Raw genomic sequence first — 18,181 nt, forward strand, 5'->3', positions numbered from 1 at the left:
TCTGCCCCATTAATATATTCTTGTCGTTGGTGAGGAAGGTATCGAGGAGTATGGTAGGTAGAGCGTTTTTCGAAATCACCTTTTCGATTTATAAAGGTGTATAATACAAAAATACCTATAAATATAAGTATTATAAGTAAAATCATTGAGGTATTCATAGTTGAATATAAAAATTAGAGTTTGTTTTTATCCTTCAATAGTAGCATCTTTGAGTTTGCCATTGAGATTTCCATATACGGTAATGGTGTGCCCCCAGAACATATCGTCATCGTCAAAATAGATGTAGAAACTCTCATCATCAGAGAGATTGATATTTGTTATACTCATACGCTCAGCAAAGCGTTCAGGGGTAATATCGGGGGCATTGTCATCTTCTTCTTTTTGCCATTTGTTGGCTAAATCAGTAAGTTTTTCGGCTGCAAAGGTTTTGATAGTTGCTGTCCACGCCTTAAAATTATCTTTTGTAATATCTCTGAAATGGTTTAAGATGGGTTCCAATTTGCTCAATTCAGTAGTTTCTATGGTGAGTTCTACCTCCTCATCAGTATAGAGAATATCGCCTTCGAACCAATCGAAATCTCTGTTGAGTTCTAAGCTAAAGTCTTCGTCTTGATAAGTAACTTCGGTGTTGTACTCGTCAATAATAGGTTCAAAACGCGTATTTTCCACATCCTCTTCAAGTACTTCTACCAACATAAAGCAGTGTTGTTGAGGGTGTGATAGTTCAGGTTTTTTAGGACGTGCTTTGATGCGGAAAGCCTTTAATGGTTGAAAGTAATATTTCCAATTACGGTCGGTTTCTACCAGCCATTCCAAACGGATATTACCTTTGTAGAGTTCATCAGTAGCTACCTCTATATACGCCAAAGGGTGGTTTGAAGGTCGCCACATATCGCCATAGAGGGCAGCCCCATTGGTAGTATTTTGGATAAGTACAATAAGTTCTTTTTCTTCAGGAAGAAACTCATTAGAGAATTTTTGTGCAGTTTCTGGGTTCATTTTCTTATAACAATTTATAATTTGCTTTGTTGGTAATTCTAAAAGAAAGGTTTTGTATTATTTTTTAAGCTGGTATTTGTATATAAGAGTTGCTAGATACGAATACAAATTTCTATGCATATAAATAGAGGTTTTCTCGGTATGAGTGATAACAACCCTATCCCCACCATTGTATTTTCTTGGTATTAATTTTTCAATAACCAAAGGGCGGATGCTGACATTTCTAATTGTAGCAATAGGTATTTCAATAATATGTGAAAACTTAAAAAGATACAGATTCCCTTTGCACACTAGAAAAGGAGGGGTATAATTTTGAAATATATTGATCCTTCTTATCTCATTGAAATACTGAAAATCCTCCTCACTCATTTCTCCCAAAAGCATTTGCTGAGCACGAGTAGTTCTATTAGTCATAAAGTATAACCAATAGAAAAGTATACCCAAGTAAGGCAAAAATGAAATAACAGCATACAAAAGCAAAACAGAGAGTATATGGTATCTCTCTACATTTTCTTGTTGAAAGGTATTAAAATCTATGCACAAGACCACAAATAGGAAGGGTACAGCTATAAAACCTCCTATTATTACTCCAAAGATGCAACGTACAAAACGCTTGCGCCTCTCCAAGTAAGTTTTTCTCTCTAAAGGAAGAGTTGACTTTGGCTGATAAGAATCCAAACGCTTTTCAAAAGTGTTTTTACTACCTTCTAAATAGCCTTTCACTATATAAAAGGTAACTCCTCCAATAGAAAAGAATATAAACCAAAAAATGGTTGATTGTGACATTATTAACTCACTATATTGATAATCCTATTAGGCACTACAATTACCTTTTTAGGGGAGTTGCCTTGTAGTTGTTCTGCGGTTTGAGGGTCGGCGAGGATGGCTTGCTCTATCTCGGCAGGAGTCATAGTGGTTGCAAAAGCGCGTTTGAAGCGTACTTTACCGTTAAACGATACAGGATACTCCTTGCTGTCCTCTTGCAAATACCTATCCTCGTGTACAGGATAAGGGGCATAAGTTACGCTTTCGGTATTTCCGAGCCTTTTCCAGAGCTCTTCAGCAATATGTGGAGCAAAGGGTGCTACCAGTACCGAAAGAGGCGCTAAAACGTCTCTATGGTGGCATTTTAGCGATGATAGCTCATTCACGCATATCATAAACTGACTCACCGAGGTATTAAAGGAGAAATTCTCGATATCTTCATTTACCTTTTTGATGGTTTTATGCAGCGCTTTGAGCATCTCAGGCGTAGGGGCTTCATCGGTTACTTGCCAGCCATTGTCATTGAAATACAAACGCCATAGCTTGCGCAAGAAGTTGTATACCCCCGAAATACCTGCTGTGTTCCAAGGTTTAGCTTGTTCCAAAGGACCTAAGAACATTTCGTAGAGGCGCAAAGTATCCGCACCATATTGCTCGCAAATATCATCAGGGTTTACCACGTTGTATTTAGATTTGGACATTTTTTCTACTTCGCGACCTGTGATATACTTACCATCTTCTTCTAAAATAAACTCAGCATCAGCAAATTCTTTACGCCACGCCTTGAATTTCTCAATGTCTAACTCATCAGAAGTATCTTTTAAAAGAGAAACATCTACGTGAATAGGTTGCACCGATTGCCCTTTTATTTGATTTTTAGATACAAAAGTATTCGTGCCTTCTAAGCGATACGCAAAAGCACTCATACCCAATATCATACCCTGATTAATCAGTTTTTTGAAAGGCTCTTCAGTAGGGGCAAAACCGCGGTCTTTGAGGAATTTGTTCCAAAAACGAGAGTACAAGAGGTGTCCTGTGGCGTGTTCGCTACCCCCTACGTAAAGGTCTACGTTTTGCCAGTAGTCTACTACGGGTTTGGTAGGGAAGGTTCCACGTGCGTCTTTTTCCATCATATACTCTAACCAATACCACGAAGAGCCCGCCCAACCTGGCATCGTATTCAATTCTAACGGGAATACAGTTTGATTATCAATCAGCTCATTGCTCACTACCTTATGGTTTGCGGTATCCCACGCCCAAGCAGTGGCGTTGCCCAACGGCGGATTTCCCTCTTCGGTAGGAAGGTATTTCTCTACTTCGGGTAGGTGAATAGGTAGGTGCTCCTCGCCTATCATCTGTGGCAAGCCGTTTTTATAGTACACAGGGAAAGGTTCGCCCCAATAACGCTGACGTGAGAAGACAGCATCGCGGAGGCGGTAATTCACCTTGGCTGTACCTGCTCCTTTGGCTTCTAAGGCTGCTAATATTTTGGCAACTGCCTCGCCAAAGTTAGTGCAACCATTGAGAATGTCAGAGTTTTGGTAAGTCATTCCCTCTTTGTCGGTAAAGGCGTTTTCTGAAATATTTTTATCGAAAATATTAATCACTTCTGGCATTCCTTTGGCTCCCTTGAAGTGTTTAGCAAAGGCATAATCGCGGTCGTCACCAGCAGGCACTGCCATTACAGCGCCCGTACCATAGCTAGCCAATACATAATCGCCTATCCAAATAGGGATTTGCTTGCCGGTAAGTGGGTGCACTGCGTATGCGCCTGTGAAAGCTCCTGATACGGTTTTGGTATCCGCCATACGGTCGCGCTCTGAACGTTTGGCAGTAGCTGCTATATAAGCCTCTACCTCAGCACGTTGCTCCTCTGTAGTGATTTGCAATACTAAGGGGTGTTCGGGGGCAAGGGTAAGGTAAGTAACACCAAAGAGGGTATCGGGGCGAGTGGTGAAGACCTCGACTTTGTGCTCGCCGGAGGCGAGCACAAAGTTGATAGAGGCTCCTACTGATTTCCCTATCCAGTTGCGTTGGCTTTCTTTGATGCTCTCACTCCAATCGATGGTGTCTAAACCTTGCAAGAGGCGTTCGGCATAGGCGGTGATGCGCATACTCCACTGGGTCATCTTCTTGCGGATCACAGGGTGACCGCCACGCTCGGATACACCATTGACAATTTCATCATTGGCGAGTACAGTACCTAAGGCAGGACACCAGTTTACTTCGGTTTCTGCCAAATAGGTAAGTCGGTATTTGAGGAGGATTTGTTGTTGTTTTTCTGATGAAAAAGTGCGCCACTCTTCCGCAGTGAAGGAGGGGGTATCGTCGTCGCAGGCAGCATTGACCTTGCTATTGCCTTCTGTTTCAAAGAGCGCGATAAGCGTTTCGATAGGCTCTGCCTTCTCAGTGGCGTTGTTATACCAAGAGTTGAAGAGTTGTATAAATATCCACTGGGTATGACGATAGTAATCGGGGTCGGAAGTTTTTACTTCGCGACTCCAATCGAATGAGAAGCCTATTTTATCCAACTGCTCGCGGTAACGAGCGATGTTCTGCGCGGTAGTAACCGCAGGGTGTTGCCCTGTTTGGATAGCGTATTGCTCGGCTGGCAGACCAAAGCTATCATAACCCTGAGGGTGCAACACATTGAACCCTTTGTGACGCTTGTAGCGCGCCACGATGTCGCTGGCGATATATCCCAGCGGATGCCCTACGTGTAAGCCCGCCCCTGAGGGGTAAGGGAACATATCAAGCACGTAGTACTTAGGTTTGGTACTGTCGTTTTGGGCTTTGAAAGTTTGGTGTTTAGCCCAATATTCTTGCCAAAAGGCTTCTATTTCTTTGTGATTATATACCATAGGTGTTAGGTTTCAGGTGTTAGGTATTAGGGTGCAAAGGTAGTAATAATTTGCTAATTATTTAAGCTAATTCTAAAGATACAATCTCTGCTTTTTCTCGATTTTCAGTTTGACAGATGATAGAGATATAGTCAAAGCCATTTCTTTTCACTTCTTCCCAAGAAATAGTTTCTCCATTGATAAGAGTTACTCTATCTGCTTCGTCTACTTCATAATCTTCTTTTTCTTCCTCGTAATCAATAGAATATCCAAAATCTATATGAATTTTGCAAGGAGCAATATCATATTTTACCAAAGTTCGTTTTTCAACTTCTGCTGGGTCAAACTCATCGCAAAACATTGCATTATAGCCATGTCGGTAGCCGTCAAAAAGCAATATTTCTTCGCCTGTTTCTGTGTCTTTGGCTACTATTTTACAAGGAATTTCAGCCTCATTATCTACAATAAAAGGCAATTTTTCCCCTTTTACTTCAAATAAATCGCCATAATAATACACTTCAAAGAGTGAATTTCCATTTTTGGATTGAATATCTATTGAGAGATAATCGCCTGATTTTACATTACAAGCGTTTTTGCTTAGATAGGTAGGAACTTTTTGCATATACAAAATTATTTAAATGAAAGTATAATTCTTAAATTATCGATTTACTAATTATGGGGCAAAGGTAGTGTATAATTGATAGATATGCAAATTTGGGGCGTTTTAAGATAAGAGGTAAGGTGCGAGCCGCATGGGTAGTTTTTTAGGGGATAGTGGGAATAATGGGAATAATGGGGTGTGAGCCACACGATCAAATTTGGCACGAGCTATAAACTCGCGCCAGCGGGGGGAATTTAATATGTTAAGATTTAAAAAATTATCCAACAGTGGAAACGATTGCCTCTCCATTACTTGCTGCTGTAGCAAAAAAAGATCGAAGTATTTGAAAATAGTCATACAAGTACTCAAAAACCTCTTCACTCCATTCATCAAATGCATACAATTTTTCGTCTTGACTCATCACTTCAGGATTGTAGTTTTTTCTAAAATCTACCTTGGTAATTGGGGCTATTTTTTTGTAAATACCCGCTACTTGTTCAGGGGTAAGATAAGAAGGGGTTCCGAGATCTCTAATTGCTTCCTCATCAAAATACTGTTCGCTAAAGATAATGCGATTTATGCTATCTACTGGTTGCTCAGGACTCCCTTTTACAAAAGATTTTCCTGTGAGAAGATACATAATTCCGCTCCAAGCCCTATCAATATCAATAGAAGGGGTATCATCATCCTCTCTGTTGTAATAAAGAGCTGGATTTTCTAAATAACTTTGTAATTGCTGCTTAGAAATTCGAGACAAATACATAATGAAACTCATAACTTAATTAGATTTTTAAATTAACAACTACAAAGGTAGTGTATAATTAGCAAATTTGGAAATTAGCAAATTAGGTGAAAAATTAATAATACATTGATAATCAATATTATAAGAAATTACCTTCCTTATCTATAGTTAGTTCTTTGCCATTTTTGATGAGTAAATAATAATAATCTTCCCATTCTTCGGTAGGTTCCGTATAAGGCTCTGCGTGTTCATATTCAAATGGAAGTTTTGTATTTCCTTTTTTGTCAATCATTCCCCATTTGCCCTTGTATTTCACCATTGCGTAACCACTTTCGTTAAAATGATCTGCGTCATCATATACAAATGGTAGTACAAGCTCTCCTTTAGGATTTAAAAAACCGTAATACCCTCTATTTTTGGCAAATGCCAAACCTTGGTAAAACACATCAATTTCGTCAAACCAAGGGGTAAGACTTTTGTTGTGGCTATCCAAAAGTTGATAACTATCGTTCAGTTTTACCACAAATACGCCTTGTGAATACCAAATAAAATCATACTTTGCAGGGATAATTTCCTCACCTGAAGGCTTGATGATTCCTCTTAAATTGTTGATAGTAACATCGTAAAAAGGCATATCTTGAGGGGGATTGATATCGATATAATCGTATTTCACTGGGGTGATTTCCAATCCTTTAGGGTTTACAAGTCCGTATTTATCGCCTTTGCGCACCATCATATTCTCGGTGCGTGTGGGGAGTACTTCATCGTACTGCTTCCGCCAATCGCTGTTACAAGCTGCACAACATAGCGCTAAAATTGTTATTAAGAATTTTTTCATTATATTGTTGTTTTTGATTGTTATATTAAAAAATATATTGATTATCAATGTATTATAGTAAAATAAGTTTGATGTATAAGTCTCCCACAAAGCCAGCGAGTTGGCGCAGCTGGGTATGTGAAACACGAATTACACGGATTGGCAGGTGACACTGCTGGATTTACACGGATTATGGTGTAAATATAATTGTAAATTAATATTTTTCTATATCAAACTGATGTTATTTAATTATAATAAGTTATTTCCCTACGTACAATTTCAGGGTATTTATCCGGTATAGGAATCTGAAAAGTTTGCTTCTTCTCTACCCAATTTTCCTGCCCATCATACACATACTCATAACGATAGCTATTACTCACTTCGCCATTTTCGTCGTAGAAAATAATCGTCGCTACCTCGCCTTGGTCGTTATAAGTATAGACTTCCTTTTTTCCATCTCGAAGTATGTAATCAATTTTGCTATACGTATACGAATAAGGTTTTTGGTAGTAAATCTCCTTCTCATCAATCACTTTTCCAGCAATGGTATGAGTTATTTTACAGTGAACAGGTGACAAATAATCTATTCTTAATTTCTCTGTCATCTTTTTATAAAAAGTAAGTTCTTGCCAAAAAGCCCTATCTTTAACGCGTATAAACATTATATCTGCCTTTATTTTCTCAGAATAGACATACTTTTTACCACCCGATAAATAGTGTTGATAACGATCATATTGATACACATACTTGATATCCGCTCCTATACTTTTCTCAGTGAGATCTCCTCTTTGGTTAAAAGAATAAAGCGTAGGGATAGGGGTTTGCATTTTCATAGTAGCTAATTTTTGAGGAGGATACACATACTGAGTAGTTTCAGCAATGCTTTTCACCTTCCCTTTGAGGTGCATCTCAGCACACGAATATTCATTTTGCGCCAACAGACCAAAATGTATGGTAAATACTATAGCAAAGATAATACTTTTCATTAACAAATTGCCCGTGTGGCTCACGCTAAACAAATCGCCCGTGTGGCTCGCACTAATTGGTAATTTCTCTCTCCACATACCCCACAATAGTCCCATTCACAAAGATAGTACGGGTAATCCAATTGCCTTTCTTGTCGAAAGTATGCTTAAACTGCTGGTTGTTTGTACTCGTTGGGATACCCTTTTTGTCATACGTATAACGCAATACTTGTGGGGGAGTGTTACCCTCAGCAATACTGCGCTCCACTACCCTACCCTCACGGTCGTAGCGCACTTCTATGCGTATTTCAGAAGAGCTATCGCCCTCAGTAACCATTTTGAGCAAAGTACGCTGGTTGTGCTTATTGAACTCCTGCCACACCTTAGCTTTTTCTTTATCCGTTTGCAAAAGACCTTCAACAGGGTTGCCATTGTTATCCCACTTACTAAAAGTATACACCTGCGTAGGCGATGCACTCCCTTGCATTAGCATACGATAAGAAAGCAATTTCCCTTGAGCGTCATACTCATATTTACCCGTAGAAACGAGCGAACCACCGTGAGCCGTTTTGGTAATCGTTACCTCCAAAGGATGTTGTGCAGCATCATATACATACTGGTAACGCAAACTATTACCACTATAATGCTGTTCAGAATCCGTAGCGTATCCCGCTTTGTCAAACACATAACGATTTTCCGTAGCGAGGCGTTTTTGTTTCAGGTCGCCACGATACACATCATACGTGCGTTCCACCATCGTTTTCACCTCCCCTTTCAGTTCCTTATCAGCACGAGTAATAGGAGGATTGACAATTTGTGCCATTCCCAATGAAGGAAACAAACACAGAAAAAGTATTTTTTTCATATATTATTAGTTATTAATAGCCATCAAAAGTTGAGTTAAGTGTCTTTTTAAATATAGCCCCCGAACCCCCGAAGGGGGAGAAGGTGCAAAAGCAATTCTCACTGTAACTTCTAATAAAACAATATATCATTTCTTTAATTCTTGATTCATTTTATTAGTATCTAACCCCTGAAACCTATCATCTATTACCTGATCGCCCTGAAAGTTTAGCAAATTCTGCTTTTGCTTTATTGAGTTGGTTCATAAACTCTTTATTGGCGTGTAAGCGGGCAACTACAGCACTAGCAACAAGTCTGCCGGCATCTACATCACTTTGGAAGTGATAACCGCAAATCACTCTACTTTGCCCTATTTCATAACCGCGTTTGAGGATTTCGTTTTGGCGTTCTACGTTGATTTCAGCCAATACCAAGGCAGTAGCCCACCCAATAGCCGTATGTCCTGAAGGATAGGAACCGTTAGTAGAGAGTCCTTGTTGTTGTTCGGTGTTACAAGTATCTTCATTGTAGAATGTAAACGGACGCATACGCATATAGTGTTCTTTAGCACTACGGGTAGCATAATCGCCGGCATCTTCACGAAAATGACTAATAAGTTTGTAAATTTCTGGAGTTCCTTCTTTAGAAATTGTCATCCCAAAAGCCTCCGAAAACGATTTGGCTACTCCATCGCCATAGAGGCGCGCATCGCTCACAGCTTGGTCACCGCGGGGTGTAGGGCGTTGCATTTTGCCCCAGCGGTATTGAGCTTCATCATTCAGGAAGAGAATGCTATTCACAGCAGGGGGAGGGGGCAGAAGTTCTAAACTACTCGCTACATCTTCCAAAGAGAGGTAATGATGTGACTCTTTTTCCTGTGCTTGTACAAAAGTACCAAGGGTCATAAAAGCAAAGAAGCCTACCCAAATAGAATGTTTTTTCATACTAATATTGTTTTTATGGTTAAAATACGCCGACAAAAATAAGAATTAATAAATAAAAACACAAACAATAAAAGAATAAATCTTAAATCATTTAGTTAGGGATAGCCCTGCACATACGCAGCTGTAAGCACTCGCTAGCTTTCCCGAAGAATGATAAACCAAAAAAGTGAGTTTAAACTCACCCACGAATTATTTACTCGAGAATAACCCCCGAACCCCCGAAGGTGGACAAGCCGCAAAAGAGAATGTTTATTACAAATTAATTTTTTAATTTGTAAATAGCCCTGCACATACCCAGCTATGAGTACTCGCTGCTTCCCCGAAGGGGAGAAGCTGCAAAAGAGAATATTTATATAATGTTCCACGTGGAACATTTTTCAATTAACAATTTACAATTGCGAATTGTTAATTATAAATTGATAATTGTTAATTAATTTACTACCTTTGCACCATCTTATCTCTTAACTCTTACCTAAATGAAACGTTTTATAGTAAATAAATTTTTTGTACCCAAAGGCTTTGCAGGAATTACCCTCTACCCTTTTGTATTTACAAATAATCCGCGACTATTAGAAGACCCTCAGTTTATCAATCATGAGCGCATACACCTCGCTCAACAACGTGAACTCTTAGTGATTTTTTTCTATATATGGTATCTCATAGACTTCGGAATTAAATACCTAAAGTATAAAGATAAATATCGCGCCTATCGCAATATCATCTTTGAACGCGAAGCCTACGAGAATGATAATAACCTAGACTACTTAAAAACACGAAAACTATACGCCTTCCTTCGAGGTAAGAGATAAGAAGTAAAAAATGTTCCACGTGGAACATTTTTTCAATTAACAATTAATAATTAATAATCAAAATGCCCGTGTGGCTCATACCTAATGATAATTAAAGATTACAGTGTATCACAAGAGGAGTTTACTCTTGTATATGATTCATTATTAGAACTTTACAAAACAAATCCCGTTCCCGATGAGCTAGGTAAATACTATGAAAGTGAGGCGTATATCTCGCATACCGATAGCCGTAAAACACTATTCGACAGACTCTACCAATGGGTGAAAAGCTATAACCTAAAGCATAAAATTGCACTCATCAAGCAATACAAAAAAGGAAATATACAGCTGCTGGATATAGGTGCTGGTACAGGCGACTTTGTGTTGAGTAGCAAAAAATATGCTTATTGGGAGGCTATAGGTATTGAGCCTAGCAAGAAAGCACGTACCAAAGCAGAAGAAAAAGGTTTACTGCTACAAGCGGATTTCGGCAACCTACTCCCCCACTCTTTTGATGTGATTACTATGTGGCACGTACTAGAACACGTACCCGATGTAGCACAAGAAATACAGATTATCAGCAACTTACTAAAAGAAAACGGTATTGCTGTAATAGCAGTGCCCAACTATCGCTCCTGGGATGCTCAGCATTATAAGGAACATTGGGCTGCTTATGATGTACCCCGACACTTATGGCATTTCTCCAAAAAGAGTATCGAGCAACTTTTTGCTAAAGAAGGTTTTCACCTCCTCGCTACTCACCCTATGCTCTTTGATGCCTTCTACGTGAGTATGCTCTCCGAACAATACAAAACTGGTAAGAAATCATTTCTCAAAGGATTCCTCAACGGACTCCGTTCTAACTACTACGGTTGGCGCAAAGGAGAATACTCATCGCAGATTTACATTTTAGGTAAGAAGTAAGAAATAAGAGGTAAGAGTTGTCTATTTTATATATTTCTGAGGCTAAAAATAGTAAAAACTTTAAATAAGGCGTTTTTACGATACTTTTATCCTATCAATAACTAAGTATATCACTTTTTAAAAATAACGCTTAAAAAAGGCTGTAATAAAGTCGTTTTTAATAAGATATTTTTATAGATTTTTAATTTAAAATAGAAAATGGTTATTTTTAGGGAATAGGGGGCAGGGGACAGGTTTCAGGGGGCAGATGGTTTCACGTGGAACATTTTTTGCTTATGAGTTTGTAAGTAACAAAATAATAATTACTTTTGCATTACCAAAATGAATCATTATGTTTAGTTTTAACAAAGACAAATCAATTCACTCAGTCTTCTTTATCTTAAATGAAATAAAAGAAGGTTGTGATATACATAAAGTTTGCAAGATACTTTATTTTGCTGACCAAAAGCATTTGGTGAAATGGGGAAGACCTATTACAGGCGATCATTATATAAAAATGAATTATGGTCCTGTACCTTCTAACATAAAAAATATCATTGATTTTAGCAGTGATATCCAAAGAAACGGAAATATACTTTCTACTGTTGTAGAATATGATAGTGATGAGTTATCAGTATCCGAAATAAATTGTTTGAAAGAAAGTATTGAAGAAAATAGAAAACTAAATTTCAACGAACTTACTGAAAAATCACACGATAAGGCTTGGAACAAAGCAGAATTAAACAACCCAAAAGGAATTTCATATATAGAAATGGCTAAAGTAATTACTACTGATGAAAATATGATTAACTATATAAGAGCTAATGAATTAACTGACCAAATTCACTTCTAAAAATATGAACTTAGGAGATTTTTTCAATGATGAAATTAGAAAGGAATATGCTGAAAGACAAATAGATATTGGAAAAGCACTACTTATAAAAATACCTGATTTTAATGTAAACTATCCAAAATATTGTGTAGTTGTAGCATTAAACAACTACAATATTGCTGGAGTAATTATCAATACTGAAATCAATTCCAATATTTTTAAAACAGATGATTTAAGAAAATTACATCTTCCTATTTTACAACAAGACCATCCATTTCTAAAATATGATAGCTTTGTAGATTGTTCACAACTTATAAAATGGAAGATAGAATATATTATAGAAGTTATTAGCAAAAAACCTGAAATAGTTGTAGGCAATGTAACTGATGATTTACTGAAGAAAATACACCTTACTATTACCTTTGCCGATACCATTACAAACAAAGAAAAGAAAAATTTTGGTTTTTTATAACAAAAGCACTCAATTGAGTGCTTTTTTAATTTTTAAAGACTAAAAACTTCAAATAAGGCGTTTTTAAAACACTTCTCTCCTATTAATAACTTAAGTATATCACTTTTTAAAAATAACGCTTAAAAACGGCTGCAATAAAGTCGGTTTTAATAAAGTATTTTTATAGATTTTTATTTTAAAATAGAAAATGATTATTCTTAGGAGATAGGTTTCAGGAAACAGGTTTCAGGGGGTCAGGAGGGAGTCGTACACTTTTACAAAATTTTAGACTTTTACAAAGTTTAAAAAATAAAATAGAAGATAGATGGTTTCACGTGGAACAATGAAAGATGAATGACGAGTGACGAATGACGAGAAATAAAAAATCCCAAACATTACTGTTTGGGATTTTTTTAGTATGATAGTAAACTAATATTCATATTGGATTACTTCACCTTCTGAAGATGTTATCTTAATAGGATAACCTGCAGAATTATATTCAATAGTATTATGTTGTTCAGATTTTCTATAACCATCAGTCCATCTAATAATATTATTTCTACTATAATCAGATTTTAAAATATAATCCGGCTCTATTGTTTTAAAGAAATCATTGTGTTTCCAGTTGTTCTTGTTGTCATACTCATAAGTTAAAATACCTTTATGTTCTTCTGATTTTATAAGATTTCCATTAGAAAATGTATATATAGAAACATCTCCTCTATAATCAGTTTCTTTTATAACTGAATCACTAATATATTCTAATTTGGAAATATGCTTATCATTTATATTCGTATAAGCAGTAACTTTATTAAGTCTACCCTTATTATCATACTCATATTCAAATGTTTCTTCATCAGCAACTAATTTAGTAAGTTTACCATTTGAATAGGTATACTCATCAGTTACCTTTCCTTTTTCATTGAGTTTTCTTTTCAACAAGTTACCTTCATATTGGTAAATTGTGATAATCTCTTTAGTTCTATTACTTCCAGTAAATTTATAGATTTCTTTAGTAATTTTTCCATTAACTACTTCATAAGTAGTTTCTTCTTTTTCAGAACCTTTAAGATAGATTTCTTTTTTAGGAAAGTGTTTTCCTCCTACTATGTTCACCGTTCCATCAGTAATAGTTTTTGTAGCATTGTCATCTGATTTACCACAAGATGACACTAAAACAGCTGAGGCTATAACAGCCAATTTTAAAATACTTTTCATTTGCTTGAAAATTAAATTGTTTTCACTAAGTCCTGAAAATGAAGATTATAAAAACAAAAAAAAGCGAGGACTTTTAACCTTTATTTATATTCTAAGGAGCCTCTGGTAAGCCAAACAGTTATATAAATAAAAGAAAAGCCCACGCTATATCAGCGTGAGCGTTCTCGCTTATTTATTCTACTACTGTTTTTGAAAATTTACCAGATTTCCTTAGTATAGAAATATAAGCTAACGCTTTTTATAAACTAAAATTACAATGCATAATTACTACAAATTACTCATATACACAAATATTTTAACAAATATTTTTGTACGTTTTTTGTAGATATTAAATAATCAGGGAGTTATAGTTTTATAATTTTTGCTATTGCTTCATCTAATTCTTCTTGTGTGAGATATTCTCCTCGCTCAATCTCCCTATAACCTTCTTCTATTTCAGACCAAAATTCATCAATAGTAAATTGAGAGATTTCTTCATCTGTTAAAACTGTTTCCATACCTATATTTTACTTTTTTAAGCAACAAAATTAAAAAATATTTCATTTACACACAAAACTTTCTTATTTTTGCGACCTGAATTGAATTAAACATTATAGAAAATGAAAAAACTCATCTTAACAGGCGTAGCAATCCTCACTCTTACTGCCTGCACCGATAAGGTGGCTTTCGTGGATAACAGCAAACTCTTAAATGAGTACCAAGAGAAAAAGGACATCGAGGCTAAATTGAAAACTGAAGTTGATGCCTATAAGAAAAAACGCGATAGTATTTCTGTAGCATTCCAAACTGAAGCACGCGCTTTCGACGCTCAGGCTAAAACCCTCCCTCAAAACGTGGCTCAGAAAAAATACAATGAGTTGATGCAAAAGAGTCAGATATTGCAACAACACTTGCAACAAGAAGAAGAAAGATTGCAATTGGAAAGCCAAACTCAAATGGATTCTCTACTTAGCAAAGTGAAGAAAAACATTAAAGAATATGGCAAACAAAAAGGCTATACATTTATCCTTGGTGCTAACGACGGCGGTAGCATACTCTATGGTGCTGATAACAAAGATATTACTAAAGAAGTTACTGAATATTTGAACAATCAATATAAATCAGGTAAGAAGTAATAGGTAACAGATTTCAGGAGACAGGAATCAGGAATCAGAATTGTAATTATAGACTTTGTCAGAGTTTTAAGACTTTGACAAAGTTTTTTTATTGATAGCTAATTAGTTAATTGTAATACGTTAGGAAAGAACGCTTGGAATATCAAGAAAACTCCAAAGACTAACAGTATAATGCTAATCGCGCGTTTGATTTTGTAGATATGAAAAGCGGTAAGTCGGTTTTTGAGTTTCTTAGCAATGAGAATTTTAATGATATCTATGCCAAAGTAAGCCAAGATAATAGAAGTAAAAAATACAAATATCCTACTGGCATTCATATCGAGTTTAGGACCAAAAACGATGATAATTCCCAACCAAAAACCTAAAACCCCTATATTGATGAAATTCAGTAGAAAACCTTTGATAAAGAGAGCTATATAGTTCACTTTTTCAGTTACTTGCAAGTGCGCATTCTCCTTATTGTCCATTGTTTTCTTGAAGTCTTTTTTCAGTTTGATAAATGAGATAAGTCCGTAGACTACCATTATAAGTCCGCCGGCAAAGAAGAGTTTAGGGTCGTCCTTAATTTCGCGCAACAGACTGCTGGTAGTGAAATAGACAATGAGAATGAAGACGGCATCGGCTAATACTACCCCCGCATTGAAAGCAATAGCTGCCCTAAATCCTTTGGTAATAGCTGTTTCCAGCAATACAAAGAAGACAGGACCTATGGTAAAAGCTAACAACAAGCCTAAAGGTAATGCAAGCAATACATCCGAAAACATCTATTTCTACCTAAAATTTAATTAATTGTACAAAAGTACTAAAAAACTGCTGAATCACAAAAAATAAGGGAGAAGTTTTTAATACCTCTCCCCTACTCTATTGGTATTGTGATAATTATTAACTCTTAAACTGCTTGTCATACTATGACTCATTATTCGCTTATGAGTTCAAAGTCTAATTGTTTTTTCATCAGGTCGGTGTTTTTCACACGTATCATTACTTCATCGCCAAGCTGATAGGTTTTACCAGTAGCTTGTCCTACCAAGGCGTATTGTTGTTCGTCGAAAGTGTAATAATCATCTTTGATGTCGCGAGCGCGTACCAATCCTTCGCATTTGTTCACGGTAATTTCTACATAAATACCCCATTCGGTTACGCCCGAAATCACTCCTGCAAACTGCTGATTCTTATGGGCTTCCATATATTTCACCTGCATATATTTGATAGAATCACGCTCAGCCGATGCTGCTAAACTCTCCATTTGTGAAGAGTGTTTGCATTTGGTTTCATAGTCGGCTTCGGGTTGTGAAGGGGCATTATCTAAATAGAGTTGCAAAAGGCGGTGTACCATCACATCGGGATAACGGCGTATAGGCGAGGTGAAATGGGTATAATAATCGAATGCTAAACCGTAGTGCCCTATGTTTTTGGTAGTATAAGTAGCTTTTGCCATCGAACGTATTGCCAAGGTATCGACTAAGTTTTGTTCTTTCTTACCTTTTACTTCTTCTAAGAGATTATTAAGTGAATCGGTAGTGGTTTGGCGGTTTTTCAAATCCAAACTATAGCCAAATCGGTTAATAACTGTATTGAACTGTTGTAGTTTCTCGGCATCGGGTTCATCGTGTACGCGGTATACGAAAGTCTTTTTCATTTTGGCTACATACTCGGCTACCTTTCTGTTAGCCAAGAGCATAAACTCTTCAATCAGTTTGTTGGCTTCCTTGCTTTCTTTGAAATATACCCCTGTAGGGTTGCCATTCTCATCGAGGTCGAATTTCACTTCTACTTTATCAAAAGTAATAGCTCCTAAACGCATACGCTTGCCGCGCAGTTTTTCGGCTAAGGTATTGAGTGTGAGAATAGCCTCTACCACATTAGCAGGTACGACACGCTCTTTATCGGTAATAGAAGTTTCGGCAGGAATGGTGTACCCCTCCCCTACTTTGGCTTGTTCTATTACTGATTGTGCTTCTTCGTAAGCAAACCTAAATGACGAGTGTGTTACAGTGCGTCCTATCCAAATATCTACCACTTCAGCTTTTTTATTCATCTCAAACACTGCCGAAAAGGTGTATTTATCTTCATCAGGGCGGAGTGAACAAGCGAAGTTACAGAGTATTTCGGGCAACATTGGCACTACCCTATCTACCAAATATACTGAAGTAGCACGGTTGTAGGCTTCTTCATCTAATATAGTACCTTCTTTCACATAATGTGATACATCGGCAATGTGTATGCCAATTTCGTAATTGCCATTTTCTAATACTTTGAATGACAGTGCATCATCAAAGTCTTTTGCATCACGAGGGTCGATAGTGAAGTTAAGAGTTTGGCGCATATCACGACGACGGGCAATCTCTTCATCGGTAATTGATAGGTCTAACTTTTTAGCAAAGGCTTCTACCTCTTCTGGATAGGTGTATGGCAGACCGTATTCGGCTAAGATAGAGTGCATTTCGGTAGTTTGCTCTCCTGGTTTGCCGAGTATCTGTTCTACTACCCCCATAGGCGAATCGCTTTTGTCTTTCCAATCTTCAATGCGCACAATCACACGGTCGCCGTCCTGAGCACCATTGAGTTTGTCTTTCAGCACAAAGAAATCAGTATACATACGGGCATCGGTAGGGACGACAAAAGCGAAGTTCTTGTGCATTTGCACAGTACCTACAAAGCGCACTTTGTTGCGTTCCAACACCTTGCTGATTTCTCCTTCCATTTTATTGCGATTTCTAAAACGCGGGAATACATACACTTCCACCAAATCGCCGTGGAGGGCTTTGTTTAGAAAATTCTGTGCTACAAAAATGTCGTTGTCCAAACCATCAACTATTACATAGCCATTGCCGCGTGAACTCACATCCAGCGTACCTACATAGTAGTGTTGCATAGGGATAGCTTGGTACTTTCCACGATCTATTTCCACAATGCGTTTTTTCTCTTTCAGCTGTACGAGTTGCTTTACCAGCATATCACGACGCGGTGCATCGGTAATGTGGAGTTTGGCAGCGATTTGCTTGTAGTTGAAACTCTCTTCAGGGTGCTCGTGTAGCACCGAGAATATTGCTTTGATAAGCTCGTGCTTGTTGCGTTTAGCGAGACTCTTATTTTTTTTAGGTTTCCCTGATTTGCCTTGTTTCTTGGGTTTGTTTGTTTTTTTCATAGTAATTTATTTTTTAAGTGTGAGCCACACAAACAGTGTGACTAACTGCAAAGGTAAGCATTTTTGAGTTATCAACAATCTCTAAATTATAAATTGAAAAAAATATTTTTTTTAAAAAAGAAGGTTACTATTATGAGAGTGTGAATAGGGGGTAAAAAATTAGGCTTAAAAATTTGCTTTTTTCAGTTGATGTGATTTATGATTAGTTAT

At 37.1% G+C, this 18,181-nt stretch carries 18 protein-coding genes; 5 read left to right on the forward strand and 13 right to left on the reverse strand.

Going from position 1 to position 18,181, the window contains the following annotated elements:
* Positions 1 to 186: 186 nt before the first annotated feature.
* The 9 genes from Q0162_RS00640 to Q0162_RS00680 all read right to left on the reverse strand — a co-directional run bounded on the left by Q0162_RS00640 (position 187) and on the right by Q0162_RS00680 (position 9,477).
* Positions 187 to 999 (reverse strand): DUF2262 domain-containing protein, encoded by an 813-nt coding sequence (locus Q0162_RS00640; RefSeq protein WP_297887497.1) that lies wholly within the window; start codon positions 997 to 999, stop codon positions 187 to 189.
* Positions 1,000 to 1,056: 57 nt separating this feature from the next.
* Positions 1,057 to 1,785: a hypothetical protein gene (locus Q0162_RS00645; RefSeq protein WP_297887500.1), complete on the reverse strand. Its 729-nt coding sequence runs from the start codon at positions 1,783 to 1,785 to the stop codon at positions 1,057 to 1,059.
* A gap of 2 nt (positions 1,786 to 1,787) precedes the next feature.
* On the reverse strand, positions 1,788 to 4,625 hold the full coding sequence (gene leuS, locus Q0162_RS00650; protein ID WP_297887503.1) for a leucine--tRNA ligase: 2,838 nt from the start codon (positions 4,623 to 4,625) through the stop codon (positions 1,788 to 1,790).
* A gap of 61 nt (positions 4,626 to 4,686) precedes the next feature.
* Entirely contained in the window at positions 4,687 to 5,226 is a 540-nt protein-coding gene (locus Q0162_RS00655) for a hypothetical protein (protein WP_297887505.1), read from the reverse strand.
* A 256-nt stretch (positions 5,227 to 5,482) separates the two neighbouring features.
* Positions 5,483 to 5,980 carry a YfbM family protein gene (locus Q0162_RS00660; protein ID WP_297887507.1) on the reverse strand — a complete coding sequence of 166 codons (498 nt, stop codon included), beginning with the start codon at positions 5,978 to 5,980 and terminating at the stop codon, positions 5,483 to 5,485.
* A gap of 106 nt (positions 5,981 to 6,086) precedes the next feature.
* Positions 6,087 to 6,785: a WG repeat-containing protein gene (locus Q0162_RS00665; RefSeq protein ID WP_297887509.1), complete on the reverse strand. Its 699-nt coding sequence runs from the start codon at positions 6,783 to 6,785 to the stop codon at positions 6,087 to 6,089.
* A gap of 224 nt (positions 6,786 to 7,009) precedes the next feature.
* Positions 7,010 to 7,846, reverse strand: a complete 837-nt coding sequence (locus Q0162_RS00670) for a hypothetical protein (RefSeq protein ID WP_297887510.1) — start codon at positions 7,844 to 7,846, stop codon at positions 7,010 to 7,012.
* The gene (locus Q0162_RS00675) at positions 7,803 to 8,594 is read right to left on the reverse strand and encodes a hypothetical protein (protein ID WP_297887511.1); all 792 of its coding nucleotides are present in this window, start codon (positions 8,592 to 8,594) and stop codon (positions 7,803 to 7,805) included. Before Q0162_RS00675 ends, Q0162_RS00670 begins: the two co-directional genes overlap by 44 nt.
* 178 nt (positions 8,595 to 8,772) lie before the next feature.
* On the reverse strand, positions 8,773 to 9,477 hold the full coding sequence (locus tag Q0162_RS00680) for a phosphatase PAP2 family protein (RefSeq protein ID WP_367272157.1): 705 nt from the start codon (positions 9,475 to 9,477) through the stop codon (positions 8,773 to 8,775).
* A 515-nt stretch (positions 9,478 to 9,992) separates the two neighbouring features.
* Here Q0162_RS00680 and Q0162_RS00685 point away from each other — a divergent pair.
* From Q0162_RS00685 to Q0162_RS00700, 4 genes are all read left to right on the forward strand, one after another.
* Positions 9,993 to 10,325 (forward strand): hypothetical protein, encoded by a 333-nt coding sequence (locus tag Q0162_RS00685; protein ID WP_297887516.1) that lies wholly within the window; start codon positions 9,993 to 9,995, stop codon positions 10,323 to 10,325.
* Positions 10,326 to 10,409: 84 nt separating this feature from the next.
* Complete coding sequence (locus Q0162_RS00690) at positions 10,410 to 11,228, forward strand: class I SAM-dependent methyltransferase (RefSeq protein WP_297887518.1); 819 nt, start codon at positions 10,410 to 10,412, stop codon at positions 11,226 to 11,228.
* Positions 11,229 to 11,559: 331 nt separating this feature from the next.
* The gene (locus Q0162_RS00695; RefSeq protein ID WP_297887521.1) at positions 11,560 to 12,060 is read left to right on the forward strand and encodes a Panacea domain-containing protein; all 501 of its coding nucleotides are present in this window, start codon (positions 11,560 to 11,562) and stop codon (positions 12,058 to 12,060) included.
* 4 nt (positions 12,061 to 12,064) lie between these two features.
* Positions 12,065 to 12,511 (forward strand): hypothetical protein, encoded by a 447-nt coding sequence (locus tag Q0162_RS00700; protein WP_281638993.1) that lies wholly within the window; start codon positions 12,065 to 12,067, stop codon positions 12,509 to 12,511.
* 408 nt (positions 12,512 to 12,919) lie between these two features.
* Here Q0162_RS00700 and Q0162_RS00705 read toward each other — a convergent pair whose 3' ends face one another.
* A complete protein-coding gene (locus Q0162_RS00705) occupies positions 12,920 to 13,708 on the reverse strand; it encodes a hypothetical protein (RefSeq protein WP_297887528.1) in 789 nt (262 codons plus the stop codon).
* A gap of 344 nt (positions 13,709 to 14,052) precedes the next feature.
* Positions 14,053 to 14,205 carry a hypothetical protein gene (locus tag Q0162_RS00710; protein ID WP_281639311.1) on the reverse strand — a complete coding sequence of 51 codons (153 nt, stop codon included), beginning with the start codon at positions 14,203 to 14,205 and terminating at the stop codon, positions 14,053 to 14,055.
* 102 nt (positions 14,206 to 14,307) lie between these two features.
* Here Q0162_RS00710 and Q0162_RS00715 point away from each other — a divergent pair, with 102 nt between their 5' ends.
* Positions 14,308 to 14,823, forward strand: a complete 516-nt coding sequence (locus tag Q0162_RS00715) for an OmpH family outer membrane protein (RefSeq protein ID WP_203080991.1) — start codon at positions 14,308 to 14,310, stop codon at positions 14,821 to 14,823.
* Between the two features lie 98 nt (positions 14,824 to 14,921).
* Here the strand turns inward: Q0162_RS00715 and Q0162_RS00720 are convergent, their stop codons facing one another.
* Together Q0162_RS00720 and rnr are read right to left on the reverse strand one after the other, a co-directional pair.
* A complete protein-coding gene (locus tag Q0162_RS00720) occupies positions 14,922 to 15,587 on the reverse strand; it encodes a LysE family transporter (RefSeq protein ID WP_297887540.1) in 666 nt (221 codons plus the stop codon).
* Between the two features lie 152 nt (positions 15,588 to 15,739).
* Positions 15,740 to 17,971 carry a ribonuclease R gene (gene rnr, locus Q0162_RS00725; RefSeq protein ID WP_297887543.1) on the reverse strand — a complete coding sequence of 744 codons (2,232 nt, stop codon included), beginning with the start codon at positions 17,969 to 17,971 and terminating at the stop codon, positions 15,740 to 15,742.
* Positions 17,972 to 18,181 lie beyond the last annotated feature (210 nt).

Source organism: uncultured Capnocytophaga sp. (assembly GCF_937936315.1).
Lineage (GTDB): Bacteria > Bacteroidota > Bacteroidia > Flavobacteriales > Flavobacteriaceae > Capnocytophaga.